This window comes from Streptomyces seoulensis (genome assembly GCF_004328625.1).
In the GTDB taxonomy this organism is placed as follows: Bacteria; Actinomycetota; Actinomycetes; order Streptomycetales; family Streptomycetaceae; genus Streptomyces; species Streptomyces seoulensis.
Genome location: NZ_CP032229.1, coordinates 543001 through 561021 on the forward strand (window position 1 = coordinate 543001; position 18021 = coordinate 561021).

Sequence of the window (18021 nt, forward strand, 5' to 3'; positions counted from 1 at the left end):
CTCCATGCGACGACTCCTGGTCCCCGCAGCGCTGCTCCTCCCCCTTACCCTCGTGCTCACCTCCTGCGGTGGGAACTCCGCCGCCGACACGGGTGCGCAGATCGACGGCTCGGGCTCCGTCACCCTCGCCGTCGGCGACCAGAAGGGCGGCTCCGAGGCCATCCTGCGGGCCGCCGGGGAGCTGAAGAACCTGGACTACCGGATCAAGTGGTCGACCTTCACCTCCGGACCACCCCTGCTGGAGGCGGTCAACGCCGGGGCCGTGGACGTCGGCGGCGTCGGCAACACCCCGCCCGTCTTCGCGGCGGGCGCCGGCTCCAAGATCTCGGTGGTGGCCGCCTGGCACGGCACGTCCCGGGGCGACGCCATCCTCGTACCCGACGACTCCGAGCTGACCGGCCCCAAGCAGCTCAAGGGCAAGTCCGTGGCCGTCGCCCAGGGCTCCTCCGCCCACTACCAACTGGTCGCCTCCCTCGAAGCCGCCGGGCTCCAGCTGAAGGACATCAAAGTCAAGTACCTCCAGCCGGCCGACGCGCTCGCCGCTTTCAACTCCGGCAAGGTCGACGCCTGGGCGGTCTGGGACCCGTACACCTCGCAGGTTCTCCAGGGCAAACAGGGGCGCGTGCTCACGACCGGTGACGGTGTCACCAACGGCCTCTCCTTCCAGGTCGCCTCGCCCGCCGCGCTGCGGAACTCCAAGAAGGCCGCCGCCGTCAAGGACTACCTGGCCAGGCTGCGGCGCGCGCAGGACTGGGTGCACGGCCACCAGGAGGAGTGGGCCAAGGTGTGGGCGAAGGACACCGGACTGCCGTACGACGTGGCGCTCGCCTCCGTACACCGGACCAACGCCACCCGGGTCGCCGTCGCCGTGGACAAGCCCCTGGTCGCCTCCGAGCAGCGGATCGCAGACACCTTCACCGAGCTGCACCTCATCCCGAAGAAGGTCGACTTCGGCGACTTCGTGGACCCGCGCTTCAACGGCGGCCTGCCGCCCTCCACCACTCCGGCCAAGCACTGACACGGGAGGCCCCCTCATGACCGTACGACTCCACTGGTTCCTGCCGACGGGCGGCGACGGCCGCACCCTCATCGACCGGCACGCCTACGGTTCCAACATCGGCCGCGAGACCCGCGGCCTGCGCACCCCCGACATCGAGTACCTGGCGCAGATAGCCAAGGCCGCCGAGCAACTGGGCTTCGAGGCGGTGCTCACTCCGACCGGCACCTGGTGCGAGGACGCCTGGCTTACCACGGTGGCCCTCGCCCAGCACACCGAACGCCTGAAGTTCCTGGTCGCCTTCCGCCCCGGCCTTCTCTCCCCCACCCTGGCCGCCCAGATGGCCGCGACCTACCAGCGCCTCACCCGAGGACGGCTGCTGCTCAACGTCGTCACCGGCGGCGACTCCGCCGAACAACGCCGCTTCGGCGACCATCTCGACCACGACCGGCGCTACGAACGCACCGACGAGTTCCTCTCCGTCGTACGCGGTGTCTGGCAGGGCGAGCCCTACGACTTCCACGGCGCCCACTACGAGGTGCACGGCGGCCTCACCTCCCTCCCGCCGAACCCGGTACCGGAGATCTTCTTCGGCGGCTCCTCCCAGGCCGCCGGTCCGGTGGCCGCCCGCCACGCCGACGTCTATCTGACCTGGGGCGAGCCGCCGGCCCAGGTGAAGGAGAAGATCGACTGGATCCGGTCGCTGGCCGAGCGGGAGGGGCGCACGGTCCGGTTCGGCATCCGGCTGCACACCATCTCCCGCGACTCCTCCGCCGACGCCTGGTCGACGGCGAACCGGCTCCTCGACGACCTCGACTCCGACACCATCGCCGCCGCCCAGGCCGCCCTGGGACGCAGCGAGTCGGTCGGCCAGCGGCGGATGCTGGAGCTGCACGGCGGCTCCCGCGACCATCTGGAGATCTACCCCAACCTCTGGGCGGGTGTCGGCCTGGTCCGCGGTGGCGCCGGCACCGCCCTGGTCGGCAGCCACGCGGAGGTCGCCGACCGGATCGAGGAGTACCACTCCCTCGGTGTCGAACACTTCGTGCTCTCCGGATATCCGCATCTGGAGGAGGCGTACTGGTTCGGCGAGGGCGTGATCCCCGAACTGTCCGCCCGTGGGCTGCTCTCCCCCGGCACGGCGTCCCGGGCCACCGGGCGTCCGGCCCCGCTCCTGGTCGCGCGCGGCCGCTGAGCCCTCCGGCCGCCGCTCATCCCTGGCCGCCCCGGCCGCTCACTGGGGCGGCCGGGTGACCGGGGTGTGGCTCCCGGACGGCGTACCCGAACCGGCGGCGGCCCTGTGCTGGGCGTTGAAATCGGCAACGTTGCGCAGGTGCTGGGTGTAGTCGGCGGTGAAGCGCGTGTCGCCGGGCTTGACGGTGACGAAGTACAACCAGTCCCCTTTCGGCGGGTTGGTCACCGCCCGCATCGCGTCCTCCCCGGGATTGTCGATGGGCGTCGGCGGCAGCCCCATGCGCTGGTAGGAGTTGTACGGGCTCTCGATCCGGGTGTCGTCGATGCTGGTGTGGACGGTGTTGCGTTTCAGGGCGTAGTTGAGGGTGGAGTCCATCTGGAGCGGCATCCCACGCTCCAGCCGGTTGAAGACGACGCGGGCCACCTTCCCCATGTCGCTCTTGGTGGCCGCCTCGGCCTGCACGATGCTCGCGACGGTGACGGCTTCGTAGACGTTCATCGTGTTCCGCTGCGCTCCGGCCGCGACCGGTGCGCCGTTGAACCGCCGGTTGGCCGTCTCGACCATCTGCCGGAGCAGCGACTCGGCGGTCGTGTCGTCGGTGAGGGTGTAGGTCGCCGGGAAGAGGTAGCCCTCGGGGTTTCCCTCCGCGGCGGACTCCAGCTTGAGACCCGCCTTGGCGACGGTCTTGCGGGCGCTGCCGGGCGGCAGTGCGAGCGCCTTGTCGATCGCGTCGTAGATCTGGCTCGCGCGCCAGCCCTCCGGGATGAGGAGGGTGGTGGTCTCGTCGTCCCTGAACACTCCCAGGCTCAGCGGCACCACCACGGCAGTGCCGGCCAGGACGGCGCCGACCCCGACGAGGGCGAGCCTGCCCCGGCGCGTCAGGCGGATCATGCTCCGTGACCGAGTCTTCGTCTGCATGCGGGCACGGTAATACGCATATGACCGTAAACCCGGCATATCTTCAGTTTGTCGACTCCTGATCGCCCGTCATGACGGCACGTCAGCCGGTGGGTTCGAGCTGAGCGTCCCGGCGCACCAGTGCCGCGTAGCGTCCCTCGCGCTCCAGCAGTTCGTCGTGCGTGCCCAGTTCGGCGACCCGGCCGGAGTCGAGGACGGCTATCTGGTCGGCGTCCCGGACGGTCGAGAGCCGGTGGGCGATGGTGATGGTGGTCCGGTCGGCCGACAGGGCGTCGATCGCGTCCTGGACCGCCGCCTCGGTGCGGGTGTCGAGGGCGCTGGTCGCCTCGTCGAGGATGAGGACGGGCGGGTCGCGCAGGATGGTGCGGGCGATGGCCAGGCGCTGCTTCTCCCCGCCGGAGAACCGATGGCCGCGTTCGCCGACGACGGTGTCGTATCCGTCCGGCAGGGCGGTGATGTGGTCGTGGATCTGAGCGGCGCGGGCCGCCGTGTGCAGCTCCTCGTCGGTGGCGTCGGGCTTGGCGAAGCGGAGGTTGTCGGCGACGGAGGCGTGAAAGAGGTAGGTCTCCTGCGCGACGACACCGACCGCGCGGGCAAGGGTGTCGAAGTCGAGGTCGCGCACGTCCACGCCGTCCACGGTGACGCGGCCCCCGGTGACGTCGTACAGCCGGGGCACCAGGCAGCCGAACGTCGACTTGCCGGCTCCGGTCGGTCCCACCACGGCGAGGCTCCCCCCGGCGGGCACGGTGAGGTCGATGCCGTCGAGGACCGGGCCGCTCTTGTCGTCGTAGCGGAACTCGACCCCCTCGAAGCGGACCTCGCCCTTGATCTCGTCGAGGTGGACGGGGTCCACCCGCTCGGTGATGTCGATGGGCAGGTCGAGGTACTCGAAGATGCGCTGGAAGAGCGCGAGGGAACTCTGGATCTGGACGCCGGTGGAGAGCAGGCTCACGGCGGGCCGGAACAGGCCCTGCTGGAGCGAGACGAAGGCGACCAGCGTGCCCAGCGAGACCTCGGGTCCACCGAACTGGAGGGCCAGACCCGCGGCCCAGTAGATGAACGCGGGCATCGCCGCCATGACGATGGAGATCACCGCCATGCGCCAGCGGCCCGCCATGCTCGCCCTGACCTCCAGGTCGACCAGGCGCTCGGACTCCTCGGCGAAGCCGGCGGTCAGCGAGTCGGAGCGGCCCATGGTGCGGCCGAGCAGGATGCCACTGACGGACAGCGACTCGGTGACGGTGGCGGCCATGACGGCCATCTGTTTCTGCCGCCGCGTGGTGATCTTCTTGCGCTCGTCACCGACCCGGCGGCTGATCCACACGAACACCGGGAGGAGGACCAGCGAGACCAGCGTGAGCCGCCAGTCGAGGGCGACCATGGCCACGATCGTGGCGACCACGCTGGTGGTGTTGGAGACCAGGGAGGTGGCGGTGGAGGTGACGGTCGCCTGCATCCCGCCGATGTCGTTGGCGATGCGGGACTGCACCTCGCCGGTGCGGGTGCGGGTGAAGAAGGCGAGGGACATCCGCTGGAGGCGGCCGTAGACGGCGGTGCGCAGGTCGTGCATGACGCGCTGGCCGACGGTGGTCGAGATCAGTGTCTGGAGGACGCCGAAGACGCTGGAGAGGACCGCGCTGAGGATCATGCCGAGCGCGAGCAGGCTCAGCAGTCCGGTGCGGCCCTGTGGGATCGCGACATCGAGGATCTCGCGCAGCAGGAAGGGGGTGGCCACCGAGACCAGCGAGGAGGCGCCGACCAACAGGCCGACGACGGCGAGCCGGCCACGGTAGGGACGGAAGAGGGTGAGGATGCGGCGCACCTGCCGGGGCTGGCCCCCGGTGTCGGGTGGCGGCATCCAGGTCGTTTCTCGTTCGGGGTTCAAAGGACTCCTAGGAAGAGAGAAGGGCCGGACCGACGGGCGGCCGACTCTGGCTCATTGAGCATAGCTCATTGTTACCTGTACTCACAATGAATGGCGTCCTGATATTGTTCCCGCATGACGACCCCAGATCCCGAGGGTGTACTCGCCGAGCAGTTGCTGCGGCTGACCCGCCGGGTGCACCGCATCCAGAAGCGCCATCTCGAATGGCGTGATCTGGGCGTCACTCCCGCCCAGTCCCGCCTGCTGCGCACTCTGGCGCACTACGACTCGCCGCCGCGCATGGCCGACCTCGCCGAGCGCCTCGAAGTGGTGCCGCGTGCGGTGACGACCCTGGTCGACGGCCTCGAGGCGCACGGCAAGGTCCGACGGGTGGCGGACCCGTCCAACCGCAGGGTCACCCGGATCGAGCTGACGGACGACGGTCGCGCCACCCTGAGCGAACTGCACGGAGCACGCCGTTCCGCCGCCGAGGAGATCCTCGCCCCGCTGACCGAGAAGGAGCGGCAGGTGCTGGGTGTGCTGCTGGACACCCTGGTCGACGGCGACATCCCGAACCGGTGAATCCGCCACTCGGCCTCCCCGTCATCCGCACGCCGTCGAACCACGCGTAGCGGGGCGTCGCCGCCTGGCCGGAACCCGGTGCGGGTCGTGCCACACCGGAAAAACCGTTTGAAATTCACCTCCGCGCAAGGCGAACCTTTCACGGCTTGCCGCCGCCTCCGGGTGCCGCCGCAGCATGCCCTTCCCTGACACGAGCCACTGGGACGCCATGCAGATCCAAGACCTTCCGTACTCAGATCCAGGCGTACCCGACGCGCGGTCCGGCCCCCGCCTGCTGTGGTGGCTCGGCCGCAACCAGCTGGGCGGCCAGTGCAGGGCGCTGCTGTGGGGCCTGCTCCACTTCGCCTCGGTCTGCGCCCTGCCCTTCTGCGTCGGCCTGGCCGTTCAGGCGGCCGTCGACCGCTCCGCCGGCCGGCTCGCCCTGACGGGCGGTCTGATGCTGCTGTGCGGTACGGCCATCGCGGTGGGCGACACCTTCCTGCACCGCGCCGCCGTCACCAACTGGATCACGGCGGCCGCCCGCCTCCAGCAACTCCTGGCGCGTAAAGCCGCCTACCTCGGCTCCGCACTGACCCGGCGGGTCGCGGCGGGCGAAGTCGTCACTGTTTCCACGGGTGACGTGGAGAAGATCGGATGGTTCGTCGAGGCGGTGTCCCGCTTCACCGCGGCCGCGCTGACGGTGGTCGTGGTCTGCGTGGCGCTTCTGGTCTACCAACCCGCTCTGGGGGTGGTCGTGGCCGTCGGCCTGCCGGTGGTCGCGCTCGCGGTGCTGCCGCTGCTGCCCAGGGCCACCAGCCGGGCCGACGTTCAGCGTGAGAAGGCCGGCCGGGCGACCGAGCTGGCCTCGGACACCGTGGCCGGACTGCGGGTGCTGCGGGGCATCGGCGGCGAGGACCTGTTCCTCGACCGCTACCGCCGCGCCTCGCAGGAGGTACGGCACGCCGCCGTGCGCAGCGCCCGGATGTGGTCGGTCATCTCAGCCCTCCAGGTACTGCTGCCGGGCCTGCTCCTGATCGTCGTCGTCCTGCGCGGTGTCCAACTGGCCCGCGAGGGCCGGATCACGGTCGGTGAACTGGTCACCGTCTACAGCGCGGTCATGATCGTGAACTATCCGCTGCGGCACTTCGTCGAGATCGCCATGGCGTACTCCTTCTCCCGGCCTTCCGCCCAACGGGCCGCGCGGGTGCTGTCGTTGCAACGCCTCACGAACACCGAGAGTTCGCGCACGAGCGGGGCGCCGGGCGGCGAACTGTTCGATCCGGCCTCCGGTCTGCGCGCGCCCGCACACGGGTTCACCGCGGTGGTGTGCGGCGACCCCGACATGGCGGGACGCCTCGCGGACCGTCTGGGTGGCCACGCCGCCGAGCCCGGCCGGTCGGTGCTGCTTGGCGGAGTACCGCTGGACGAACTGTCTCTCGCCCAGGCCCGCACCGCCGTCCTGGTCCAGGACAAGGACCCGGTGCTGCTGTCCGGCACCCTGCGCGAACTCCTCGACGTACCCTCCTCCGGCACCGTCCGCGCCGAGGACGCGCTGGCGGCCGCCCAGTGCGCGGATGTGCTGGACGCCCTGGTGCAGGGGTCGCTGGACGCCTCCGACCCGATGGACGCGCGGATCACCGAGCGCGGGCGCTCCCTGTCCGGCGGCCAACGCCAGCGCCTCGCCCTGGCCCGCTCGCTCGTCACCGATCCGGAGGTCCTGGTCCTGGACGAACCGACTTCCGCCGTGGACTCGCACACCGAGGCGAGGATCGCGGAGGGTCTGCGACGGCTGCGCCGGGGCCGCACCACCGTGGTGCTCACCTCCTCGCCCCTGCTGCTGGACCGGGCCGACCAGGTCGTCTTCCTCCACGAGGGCAAGGTCGCGGCGACCGGCAGGCACCGCGAGCTGATCGGTGCCGAACCCCGGTACCGCGCCGTCGTCACCCGCGAGACCGAGGACGAGCAGCACGCGTCAGGGGACATCGCGGCCCCTGCTCCCCCACGGGAACGTCCGGACCCCTCCGACGGAGCCCCTCTCCTGGGCGCTCTCGAACCGCTCGAAGAGATCGAGGAGAGCGCATGATCGGCGTAGCGCCACCGGCCTACGACCCGGCGGCCCCGACGACCGCCACCACCCTGCCCGTCGGTGCGGCCTCGACCGTGCGCGACTACGTGGCGGAGCTGTTCCGCCGTCATCGCCGGGCCTTCCTGTCGCTCATGGGCGTCAACACCGTCGCGGTCGTCGCCTCCATGACCGGCCCGTACCTGCTCGGCGGTCTGGTCGAACGCGTCGCCGACCGGACATCCGATCCCCGACTGGGTCTGACCATCGGCCTCTTCGTGGCCGCGTCGGCCGTGCAGGCGCTCTTCACGCTGCAAGTGCGGCTGCGGGGCGCGATGCTCGGCGAGCAGATGCTCGCCGACCTGCGCGAGGACTTCCTCGTCCGCTCGGTGCGGCTGCCTCCGGGCGTGCTGGAGCGGGCCGGGACGGGTGACCTCCTCTCCCGCATCACCACCGACATCGACCGGCTGTCCAACGCCATGCGGGAGGCCGTTCCCGAGCTGGCGATCGGTGTCGTATGGGCGCTGCTGCTGCTCGGTGGCCTCGTCGTCACCGCCCCGCCGCTCGCGGCCGCCGTCCTGCTCGCGGTCCCGGTGCTGGTGGTCGGGTGCCGCTGGTACTTCAAGCGCGCCCCTTCCGGCTACCGCTCGGAGGCCGCCGGATACGCGGCCGTCGCCGCCGCGCTCGCCGAGACCGTGGACGCCGGCCGCACCATCGAGGCCCACCGCCTCGGCGCCCGCCGCGTCGCCCTCTCGGACCGGCGGATCAAGGAATGGACCGCGTGGGAGCAGTACACGCTGTGGCTCCGCTCGGTGCTGTTCCCCGTGATCAACGCCGTGCACGCCATCGTGCTGGGCTCCGTCCTCATGGTCGGCGGGGTCTTCGTCCTGCGGGGCTGGATGGACGTGGGGCAGCTCACCACGGGTGCGCTGATCGCCCAGATGCTGGTCGACCCGATCAATCTCATCCTGCGCTGGTACGACGAGGTGCAGGTGGCGCAGGTGTCGCTGGCCCGGCTCGTCGGAGTACGGGACATCGAGCCGGACGCCGGTGACGCCTCGCTGGTGCCGGCCGGCCGGGACGTGGACGCCGACCGGGTGCACTTCGGCTACCGCGAGGGCGTCGACGTGCTGCGCGCGGTGTCCCTGCGGGTCGCGCCGGGCACCCGGCTGGCGCTGGTCGGCCCCTCGGGCGCGGGCAAGTCCACGCTGGGCAGACTGCTCGCCGGTGTCTACGCTCCTCGGGACGGCCATGTCACCCTCGGCGGCGCCGAGCTGTCCGGAATGCCGGCCGAACGCGTCCGTACGCATGTCGCCCTCGTCAACCAGGAGCACCACGTCTTCGTCGGCTCCCTGCGGGACAACCTCCTGCTGGCCCGCACCGGGGCGCGCGACGCCGAGCTGTGGGCGGCACTGGGCGCGGTCGACGCGGACACCTGGGCGCGGGCGCTGGACGCGGGGCTGGACACCGAGGTCGGTTCCGGTGGTCTGCCCCTGACCCCGGCGCAGGCGCAGCAGATCGCGCTGGCCAGGCTGGTACTGGCCGACCCGCACACCCTGGTGCTGGACGAGGCGACCTCGCTCCTCGACCCGCGCGCGGCGCGCCACCTGGAGCGTTCGCTGTCCCGTGTCCTCGACGGGCGCACGGTGGTCGCCATCGCCCACCGTCTCCACACCGCGCATGACGCCGACATGATCGCGGTCGTCGAAGAGGGCCGCATCAGCGAGCTGGGCAGCCACGACGACCTGGTCGCGGCGGACGGAGCCTACGCCGCGCTCTGGCGTTCCTGGCACGGGTGAGCACCGGCCCACCGCGCCCGGCCGGAGGCGGGTGGCGCGGTGGGCCGGCGGTCGTCCGTCCCCCGCTGCCCGGCGTTGCCGTTGCGCGGTCCCGAATCGGGGTGGAAGGCTGGATGGAGGCACCGGACCCGGAATCCGGGGGAAGTTTCCCCGGCCGTTCCCGGGGACAGCAGGGTCCTGTGTGCCCATGGGCCCGCGCCCGTTCTCACGGCGTCGGGTCGTGCTTACCGGATGGAGGTCCACGTGAACAGCGCCGACGGATGGGGTGACGACGTCTACCAGCCCGACACCGACGAGATCCAGGAGGACTCGGGGGTGCTCGACGTCGAGGACACGCTGGACACCGACGGTGTCGACGATCCCCTCGACCGGGGCTGGTCCCCTCCCGAGCGGCCCTGGGCGGTCGAGCACGACGGGGTGACGGCGGCGGAACGCGCGCCGGAGAGACGCTCGACCAGCGCCTCGCCGAGGAACTGCCCGACCGGGCCGCCCCCGACGGCGACGGCCTGGGCGACATCGAGGGCACCGACGGCGAACTGCTCGACAATGAGGTCGGCCTCCGGCGCTCCGGCCGCCTGGTGGCTCCCGACGAGGGCGCGCACGAGGACGACGAGAGCGCGCTCGTGGCCACCGACGTCGGCATCGACGGCGCCGCCGCGTCCGCCGAGGAGGCCGCCGTCCACATCGTCGACGAGGACTCCCTCCCCGGCTGATCCGGAAGCCTCCCGCCCTACCGATCCGTGCGAGGAGCCCCCATGCAGCAGGACAAGCAGCCCGCGTACCGTCCGGTCGTCTTCCGCGACCGCTCCGCGGGCTACGCCTTCCTCACCCGGTCCACCGCCGGGAGCGAGCAGACCATCGAGTGGGACGACGGCGAGACGTACCCGGTGGTCGACGTGGAGATCTCCTCGGAGAGCCACCCCTTCTACACCGGCAAGGCCCGCACGCTGGACAGCGAGGGCCGCATCGACCGGTTCGAGCGGCGGTACGGCGGGCAGCGCCCGGACGCGAGCGCCTGACGCTCTCGTCCTCAGATGAAGTTGAGCGCCGCCGCGCCGCCCACTCCGCCGAGCAGCATGAACACGGGCATCAGTACCCGCAGCTCGACCCAGCTCCCGGCGCGGAAGCGCAGCACCTTCGGCGGTCCGACCGGGTACCAGCGCTTGCGGCCGATGGGGATGGGCCACAGGACGGGGCAGCCGGAGACGGTCAGCGCGTCCCCGATGTCGTGGACCAGGGCGCCCAGCACGACCGGCAGGCCCAGCCACATGTACGCCTGGCCCGGGTCGCTGAACAGCCAGTAGGCGCCCTGGCCGGGCTTGTCCAGCATCCCCGCCAGAATCCAGGCGCTGGTCGCCGCGAGCAGCCAGACCAGCACATCGCTGCTGGAACCGCGTGCCGCCCGCCACAACAGGCCTTCGATGGCCAGCACCATGTGCACGAACAGAATGCCCAGCACACCCCAGCGGCCACAGGTGATCGCCACCACGGAGCTGCCCACCCCGATCAGGACCGCCCACAGCCAGGTGTGCGTGAGGGTGCGGTGACCGCCGGTGCGGCGCGCGTCGCCCGGCTTCCGGGTGGCCTTGTAGACGGCGTACGACAGCTTGTCGACGATCTCGCAGACCCAGCGGGACACCGGTCCGAAGGCCCGCGAGATGGTGGCCGCCTTGTGGTCCAGGTCGGGGGCCAGCGCGGCGCCCGCGCAGACCAGGGAACCCACCAGCAGGACCGGCCAGGGCATCGGGTACCCGAAGGCGGCGGCCGCCGCTCCGACACCGAGCCAGGCCGCGGCCCCCGACAGTGAGTGTGCTGGTCCCATCATGGCCGCGTCCCGCCCCATTCCTCGTGTGCCGCTGTCCAGTTGACCTGCGGTGCTGATGATCCGTCGGCGACACAGCGTAGCCTCCATGATCTTGACGCCCGCAGCCGATTCCCCGGTTGACGGCATGGGCAGGCAAGATGGGGGCGTGACCCTCATCGATCAGCTCCCGCGGACCGCCGACCCCGACGCCCTGTACGAAAACTTCGAGTCGTGGGCCCAGGATCGCGGCCTCACCCTCTATCCCCACCAGGAAGAGGCGCTGATCGAGGTGGTCTCCGGGGCGAACGTGATCGTCTCGACGCCCACCGGTTCCGGCAAGAGCATGATCGCCGCCGGCGCGCACTTCGCGGCGCTGGCCCGCGACGAGGTCACCTTCTACACCGCTCCGATCAAGGCCCTGGTGTCGGAGAAGTTCTTCGAACTGTGCAAGATCTTCGGCACCGAGAACGTGGGCATGCTGACCGGCGACGCGTCCGTGAACGCCGACGCGCCCGTGATCTGCTGTACGGCCGAGGTGCTGGCGTCCATCGCGCTGCGGGACGGCAAGGACGCGGACATCGGCCAGGTCGTGATGGACGAGTTCCACTTCTACGCGGAGGGCGACCGGGGCTGGGCCTGGCAGATCCCGCTGCTGGAGCTGCCGCAGGCCCAGTTCATCCTGATGTCGGCCACGCTCGGTGACGTGTCCTTCTTCGAGAAGGACCTCACCCGCCGCACCGGACGCCCCACCTCGGTCGTCCGCTCGGCCACCCGCCCGGTACCGCTGTCCTACGAGTACCGGCTCACCCCGCTCACCGAGACGCTCACCGAACTGCTGGAGACCCGGCAGGCCCCGGTGTACATCGTGCACTTCACACAGGCGCAGGCCGTCGAACGGGCGCAGGCGCTGATGAGCATCAACATGTGCACCCGCGAGGAGAAGGACCGGATCGCCGAGCTGATCGGCAACTTCCGCTTCACCACCAAGTTCGGCCAGAACCTCTCCCGTTACGTCCGGCACGGCATCGGCGTCCACCACGCCGGCATGCTGCCCAAGTACCGGCGCTTGGTGGAGAAGCTGGCCCAGGCCGGTCTGCTGAAGGTCATCTGCGGCACGGACACCCTCGGCGTCGGCGTCAACGTGCCCATCCGCACGGTGCTGTTCACCGCCCTGACCAAGTACGACGGCAACCGGGTGCGCACGCTGCGGGCCCGCGAGTTCCACCAGATCGCGGGACGGGCCGGCCGCGCCGGCTTCGACACCGCCGGACTCGTCGTCGCGCAGGCGCCCGAGCACGTCATCGAGAACGAGAAGGCCCTCGCCAAGGCGGGGGACGACGCGAAGAAGCGTCGCAAGGTGGTGCGCAAGAAGGCTCCGGAGGGCTTCGTCGGCTGGACCGAGAACACCTTCGAGAAGCTGATCGCGTCCGAGCCCGAGCCGCTGACCTCGCGGTTCCGGGTGACGCACACCATGCTGCTGTCGGTGATCGCCCGGCCGGGCAACGCCTTCGAGGCGATGCGTCACCTGCTGGAGGACAACCACGAGCCGCGCAAGCAGCAGCTCCGCCACATCCGCCGCGCGATCGCCATCTACCGCTCGCTGCTGGACGGCGGCATCGTCGAGAAGCTCGACACGCCGGACGCCGAGGGCCGCATCGTCCGTCTCACGGTCGATCTCCAGCAGGACTTCGCGCTCAACCAGCCGCTGTCCACCTTCGCGCTCGCGGCCTTCGAGCTCCTCGATCCCGAGTCGCCGTCCTACGCCCTCGACATGGTGTCCGTCGTCGAGTCCACCCTGGACGACCCGCGCCAGATCCTCTCCGCCCAGCAGAACAAGGCGCGCGGTGAGGCCGTGGCCCTGATGAAGGCGGACGGTGTCGAGTACGAGGAGCGCATGGAGCGGCTCCAGGACATCAGCTACCCGAAGCCGATGGAAGAGCTGCTCTTCCACGCCTACGACACCTACCGCAAGAGCCACCCCTGGGTCGGCGACCACCCGCTGTCGCCGAAGTCGGTCGTCCGCGACATGTACGAGCGCGCCCTGTCCTTCACGGAACTGGTCTCCCTCTACGAGCTGGCCCGCACCGAGGGCATCGTGCTGCGTTACCTCGCCAGCGCCTACAAGACCCTCGACCACACCATCCCGGACGACCTGAAGTCCGAGGACCTCCAGGACCTCATCGAGTGGCTCGGCGAGATGGTCCGCCAGGTCGACTCCAGCCTCCTTGACGAGTGGGAGCAGCTCGCCAACCCCGAGGTGATGACCGCCGAGGAGGCCCAGGAGAAGGCCGACGAGGTCAAGCCGGTCACCACCAACGCCCGCGCCTTCCGCGTGCTGGTCCGCAACGCCCTCTTCCGCCGAGTGGAGCTGGCCGCCCTCGACCAGGTCGAGGAGCTCGGCGAGCTGGACGCCGAGTCCGGCTGGGACGCGGACGCGTGGGGCGAGGCCATGGACAAGTACTGGGACGAGTACGAGGACCTCGGCACCGGTCCCGACGCCCGCGGCCCCAAGCTGCTGGTGATCAAGGAGGAGCCGCAGGACAAGCTGTGGCGCGTCCGTCAGATCTTCGACGACCCGAATGATGACCACGACTGGGGCATCAGCGCGGAAGTCGATCTCGCCGCATCCGACGCGGAGGGCCGTGCGGTCATCCGGGTCACCGATGTCGGTCAGTTGTGAGCACAGGAGAAACCCACCGATGACGAATCCGGCCGAGAGCCTGGTCGACCTGCTCGACCTGGAGCAGATCGAGGTCAACATCTTCCGCGGCCGCAGCCCGCAGGAGTCCCTCCAGAGGGTCTTCGGCGGCCAGGTCGCGGGCCAGGCGCTGGTCGCCGCGGGGCGTACCACGGAGGGCGACCGCCCCGTGCACTCGCTGCACGCGTACTTCCTGCGTCCGGGCCGGCCCGGCGTGCCGATCGTGTACCAGGTGGAGCGGGTCCGTGACGGGCGCTCGTTCACCACGCGCCGGGTCACGGCCGTGCAGCAGGGCCGCACGATCTTCAATCTGACCGCCTCCTTTCACAAGCCTGAGGAAGGACCGTTCGAGCACCAGCTCCCGCCCGCCCGCGTGGTGCCGGACCCGGAGTCCCTGCCGCCCGTGGCCGAGGAGATCCGGAAGCATCTCGGTGCGCTGCCGGAGCAGTTGGAGCTGATGGCGCGCCGCCAGCCCTTCGACATCCGCTATGTCGACCGGTTGCGCTGGAACTCCGACGAGATCGACGGTGCCGAGCCGCGCAGCGCGGTGTGGATGCGCGCGGTCGGTCCGCTCGGCGACGACCCGCTGATCCACACCTGCGCGCTGACCTACGCGAGCGACATGACCCTGCTCGACGCGGTCCGCATCCCGATCGAGCCGCTGTGGGGTCAGCGGAACTTCGACATGGCGTCGCTGGACCACGCCATGTGGTTCCACCGCCCGTTCCGCGCCGACGAGTGGTTCCTGTACGACCAGGAGTCCCCGATCGCCATCGGCGGCCGTGGCCTGGCGCGCGGGCGCATCTACGACGTGCACGGGCAACTGCTCGTGTCGGTCGTCCAGGAGGGGCTGTTCAGGTCCCTCTAGCGTGATCGCCGGCGCATACGCTCCGGGGGCTTCTGCGACGCAGCCAGGTCAGCAGCCCCCGGGTCGGTCGCGGCCCTGAGCCCGGCGGCGCGGAAGGCGACGTGTCGGAGCGCGTCCGGCTTGCGGCTGGGTCGACCGGTGCTTCTGGGACGACAGGTCTCGGAACTGCCGGTGTGGGGGACCAGGGTGCGCGGGTGGCCTCCAGCTGTCGCGCCAGGTCGGCACTCAGCCAGGCGATCTCGTCCGCGTCCTGCGCGGTCATGATCTGCTCGCCGAGAAGTGCGCCGGGTGATCCAGGGGCGCCGTGCTCGGGCAGGGATGGCCGCATGCGGTCCAACCTGGCCCGTTCATAAGGGATCTTGGCGATCGCCGCGACTTCCTCGTTCGGCAGGAAGGCGGCGATGGCTCCGGCTCGCACCCATGGGTCCTCGGCCTGCCGCAGCAGGAAGCCCAGATGGCGTCCCCGCCAGTTCCTCGGACGCAGGTCGAGCCCGGCCGTCAACTGGCTTCTGAGCGTCTCGGGGGTCCTGCCCGTGATCAGATCTGCGTGCTCACTGTTCGCCACGAACTCCCTCAGTTCCTCCGCCAGATACAGCCAGACCACGGCTCGGTAGCGGTTGAGGTAGAAGCGCACCGGCACCAGCAGTCCCAGTCGGGCGAGCCTGGCGAACCTGCCTTCGGAGACGCCCATGAGTGAGGCGCCCTCCTTGGTGCCCACGACGCGTACGCGTTCGCGGAGCGTCTGGGGAAAGCCGGCCTGTGCCTGGAGACGGGCGATCTCGGTCCGGGCGACCCGGCGGGCGCCGCTTGCCCTGTCGGACACGACGCGGATGCGGCCCAGCTCGACGGCGAGGTCGAACTCGTAGCGCTTGAGACCCAGTTCCCGGGCCGCGCGGCTCGGTGCGCAGAGCGCGGGGCGCTCCGGGGTTAGGGTGGTCACGGATGCGATGGTGGTTCCCGGCATGGGTCTGCTCCCCCGTGGAGTGGTCGGCTCACGCCCTGCGCGTTCGCCGTGCACACACCGTAGCCATGTCCGCGCACTCCGTGTCGGGCCTGTGGACAACCCTCCGTTCTACCCCTGAAGTCGCAGGTCAGAGTTCGGATACCGGAGACGGTTCGGGCTGCCGGGCATTCACTCCGAGGTGTTCGCCGACCCGGTTCACGAGCAGCGTCATCTCGTAGGCGATCTGACCGATGTCCGCCTCCGCACCGCTGAGCAGGCACAGGCAACTGCTGGGCCCGGCAGCGGTGACGAAGAGTACGGCGTCGTCGTACTCGATCATGGTCTGCCGGACGCGGCCCGCGCCGAAGTGACGGCCCGAGCCCTTTGCCAGGCTGTGCAGTCCGGAGGAGACGGCCGCCAGATGCTCCGCGTCCTCGCGCCGTAGTCCGGTGCTCGCCCCGGTGACCAGTCCGTCGTTCGAGAGCACCAGCGCGTGCCGCACGTGGTCCACGCGCTGGGTGAGATCGTCCAGGAGCCAACCCAGTCCCTGGTTCTGCGCCATGTTCGTTCTCCCCGTGTGGCCTCTCCCCCTGGCTGGAGGAGCTTTCCGCAAGCCTTCCCCACCTCCGGCGTCCGGGCAAGCAGGATGGGCTCATGGCACACAAGATGACCGACGAGGAATGGCGGGCGTTCGTCTCCGACGGCACCCGGACCGGCAAGCTGGCGACGGTAAGGGCCGATGGAAGCCCTCATATCGCCCCGATCTGGTTCCTGCTCGACGGCGACGAGCTGGTCTTCAACACCGGTGAGGAGACAGTGAAAGGGCGGAATCTCGCCCGTGATCCGCGGGTCGCGCTCTGCGTGGACGACGACCGGCCGCCGTTCTCGTTCGTGGTGCTGAACGGGCAGGCCCGGTTGTTCGAGGATCTGGACGAGATCCGCCGCTGGGCCACCCGGATCGCCGCGCGGTACATGGGCGAGGACCGCGCCGAGGAGTTCGGCGCGCGCAACGGCGTTCCGGGTGAACTACTGGTGAGGGTGCACATCGACCACGTCGTGGCCGTGCGGGACCTCGCGGACTGAGGCGGCCTCAGCTCACCGAGTCGAGAAGCCGGGCGGTGTGCATGCGCCCGGCGTACTCGACGAGGCGGATCAGTACTTCCTTGCCGGAGTCGCGGTCGCGGGCGTCGCAAAGCACCACGGGCGTGCCCTGGTCCAGGTCGAGGGCGCGGGAGACGTCGTGGGCGCCGTAGGGGCGTGCGCCGGGGAAGCAGTTGACGGCGACGACGAACGGGATGCGCCGGTGCTCGAAGTAGTCGACCGCAGGGAAGCAGTCCTCCAGGCGGCGGGTGTCGGCGAGGACCACGGCTCCGAGGGCTCCTTGCGAGAGTTCGTCCCAGATGAACCAGAAACGGTCCTGTCCCGGTGTCCCGAACAGGTAGAGGGCGAGGCCGGAGCGGATGGTGATGCGGCCGAAGTCCATCGCCACGGTGGTGGTGACCTTGTGGTCCACGCCGTCGGTGTCGTCGACCAGTTGGCCCGCCTCGCTGAGCAGTTCCTCGGTGCGCAGCGGGCGGATCTCACTGACGGAGCCGACCAGCGTGGTCTTCCCGACGCCGAATCCCCCCGCCACCAGTATCTTCAGCGCCAGGGCGGAGATGTCGTCGGCGGCTTCGACGTGCTCAGAGGCCATGATCACTTCTCTCGGGAGGGCCGGCTGCGGTCGACGTGCTCGGGCGTGAGGTCAGCATCATGACAACTTCGACACCGCCTCGCGGGTTCGGACTGAAAAGCACCAGATGTGACCGGCTTCCGGCCGGTTGGCCACCGGAAGCGTGCGGAACGGCGGTTGAAGAGGCGCCGGGTCGGTCGTGAACGTTCATCTACAGGGCCCGCAACCCTTCGATGACCTCGCGCAGAATCCGCTCGTCCGGCAGATGAGCGGGCGGCACCGGGCGGCTGACGGTGACACACCCCAGTTCCAGCAGGTCGCCCAGGAGCACGCGGACCACGCCCACGGGCAGGTCCGCGTCGGCCGCGAGTTCGGCCACCGACTGCGTCTCGGTGCGGCACAGCTCGATCAGGGTCCGGTGTTCCGGGCCGAGCGCGCTGCCGTCGTCCGTTCCCGGCGCGGCGGGGTCGAGGGTGACCAGGGCGATGAGGTCGAAGGGCACCCCGGTCGGGCCGGGCTGGGTGCGTCCACCGGTCATGGCATAGGGGCGCACCAAGGGTCCGGCCTCGCCGTCGTACCACTGGCTGCCCTCGTCTCGGAGGTCGCCCGGCGGGTTCTCGGTCATCCGTCACGGCCTTCC

Annotated in this window: 16 protein-coding genes and 1 pseudogene; 10 read left to right on the plus strand and 7 right to left on the minus strand. The window is 70.4% G+C overall.

The window, feature by feature from the left end; all coding sequences use genetic code 11:
* Positions 1 to 4 precede the first annotated feature (4 nt).
* Both D0Z67_RS02505 and D0Z67_RS02510 read left to right on the plus strand, forming a co-directional pair.
* On the plus strand, positions 5 to 1018 hold the full coding sequence (locus tag D0Z67_RS02505; RefSeq protein WP_031180304.1) for an ABC transporter substrate-binding protein: 1014 nt from the start codon (positions 5 to 7) through the stop codon (positions 1016 to 1018).
* A 16-nt stretch (positions 1019 to 1034) separates the two neighbouring features.
* Positions 1035 to 2192, plus strand: coding sequence for an LLM class flavin-dependent oxidoreductase (locus D0Z67_RS02510; protein WP_031180303.1), 1158 nt, complete (start codon positions 1035 to 1037; stop codon positions 2190 to 2192).
* A 39-nt stretch (positions 2193 to 2231) separates the two neighbouring features.
* On the opposite strand, the gene mltG is transcribed toward D0Z67_RS02510, so the two are convergent.
* Both mltG and D0Z67_RS02520 read right to left on the minus strand, forming a co-directional pair.
* Positions 2232 to 3110, minus strand: a complete 879-nt coding sequence (gene mltG / locus D0Z67_RS02515) for an endolytic transglycosylase MltG (protein ID WP_037774620.1) — start codon at positions 3108 to 3110, stop codon at positions 2232 to 2234.
* A gap of 82 nt (positions 3111 to 3192) precedes the next feature.
* Entirely contained in the window at positions 3193 to 4968 is a 1776-nt protein-coding gene (locus D0Z67_RS02520) for an ABC transporter ATP-binding protein (protein ID WP_234312669.1), read from the minus strand.
* A 141-nt stretch (positions 4969 to 5109) separates the two neighbouring features.
* On the opposite strand from D0Z67_RS02520, the gene D0Z67_RS02525 reads away from it, so the two are divergent.
* From D0Z67_RS02525 to D0Z67_RS02545, 5 genes and pseudogenes are all read left to right on the plus strand, one after another.
* The gene (locus D0Z67_RS02525; RefSeq protein WP_031180300.1) at positions 5110 to 5556 is read left to right on the plus strand and encodes a MarR family winged helix-turn-helix transcriptional regulator; all 447 of its coding nucleotides are present in this window, start codon (positions 5110 to 5112) and stop codon (positions 5554 to 5556) included.
* A 208-nt stretch (positions 5557 to 5764) separates the two neighbouring features.
* Entirely contained in the window at positions 5765 to 7618 is a 1854-nt protein-coding gene (locus D0Z67_RS02530; RefSeq protein ID WP_131589730.1) for an ABC transporter transmembrane domain-containing protein, read from the plus strand.
* Positions 7615 to 9396: an ABC transporter ATP-binding protein gene (locus D0Z67_RS02535; RefSeq protein ID WP_031180298.1), complete on the plus strand. Its 1782-nt coding sequence runs from the start codon at positions 7615 to 7617 to the stop codon at positions 9394 to 9396. Before D0Z67_RS02530 ends, D0Z67_RS02535 begins: the two co-directional genes overlap by 4 nt.
* 243 nt (positions 9397 to 9639) lie before the next feature.
* A pseudogene (locus tag D0Z67_RS02540) lies at positions 9640 to 10109 on the plus strand (DUF5709 domain-containing protein).
* A 42-nt stretch (positions 10110 to 10151) separates the two neighbouring features.
* Positions 10152 to 10415, plus strand: coding sequence for a type B 50S ribosomal protein L31 (locus tag D0Z67_RS02545; RefSeq protein ID WP_031180297.1), 264 nt, complete (start codon positions 10152 to 10154; stop codon positions 10413 to 10415).
* An 11-nt stretch (positions 10416 to 10426) separates the two neighbouring features.
* On the opposite strand, the gene D0Z67_RS02550 is transcribed toward D0Z67_RS02545, so the two are convergent.
* Entirely contained in the window at positions 10427 to 11221 is a 795-nt protein-coding gene (locus tag D0Z67_RS02550) for a metal-dependent hydrolase (RefSeq protein WP_031180296.1), read from the minus strand.
* Positions 11222 to 11366: 145 nt separating this feature from the next.
* On the opposite strand from D0Z67_RS02550, the gene D0Z67_RS02555 reads away from it, so the two are divergent.
* Both D0Z67_RS02555 and D0Z67_RS02560 read left to right on the plus strand, forming a co-directional pair.
* Complete coding sequence (locus tag D0Z67_RS02555; protein ID WP_031180295.1) at positions 11367 to 13880, plus strand: DEAD/DEAH box helicase; 2514 nt, start codon at positions 11367 to 11369, stop codon at positions 13878 to 13880.
* Positions 13881 to 13899: 19 nt separating this feature from the next.
* Positions 13900 to 14766 (plus strand): acyl-CoA thioesterase, encoded by an 867-nt coding sequence (locus D0Z67_RS02560; RefSeq protein WP_031180294.1) that lies wholly within the window; start codon positions 13900 to 13902, stop codon positions 14764 to 14766.
* Here D0Z67_RS02560 and D0Z67_RS02565 read toward each other — a convergent pair.
* Positions 14753 to 15730: a DUF6397 family protein gene (locus D0Z67_RS02565; protein WP_051887534.1), complete on the minus strand. Its 978-nt coding sequence runs from the start codon at positions 15728 to 15730 to the stop codon at positions 14753 to 14755. The genes D0Z67_RS02560 and D0Z67_RS02565 overlap by 14 nt on opposite strands.
* A gap of 127 nt (positions 15731 to 15857) precedes the next feature.
* A complete protein-coding gene (locus tag D0Z67_RS02570; RefSeq protein WP_031180292.1) occupies positions 15858 to 16271 on the minus strand; it encodes a roadblock/LC7 domain-containing protein in 414 nt (137 codons plus the stop codon).
* 92 nt (positions 16272 to 16363) lie between these two features.
* Between D0Z67_RS02570 and D0Z67_RS02575 the strand changes: the two genes are divergently transcribed.
* On the plus strand, positions 16364 to 16792 hold the full coding sequence (locus tag D0Z67_RS02575) for a PPOX class F420-dependent oxidoreductase (protein WP_031180291.1): 429 nt from the start codon (positions 16364 to 16366) through the stop codon (positions 16790 to 16792).
* Positions 16793 to 16799: 7 nt separating this feature from the next.
* On the opposite strand, the gene D0Z67_RS02580 is transcribed toward D0Z67_RS02575, so the two are convergent.
* Complete coding sequence (locus D0Z67_RS02580) at positions 16800 to 17402, minus strand: GTP-binding protein (protein WP_031180290.1); 603 nt, start codon at positions 17400 to 17402, stop codon at positions 16800 to 16802.
* Positions 17403 to 17592: 190 nt separating this feature from the next.
* Positions 17593 to 18006 (minus strand): DUF742 domain-containing protein, encoded by a 414-nt coding sequence (locus tag D0Z67_RS02585; RefSeq protein WP_031180289.1) that lies wholly within the window; start codon positions 18004 to 18006, stop codon positions 17593 to 17595.
* Positions 18007 to 18021 lie beyond the last annotated feature (15 nt).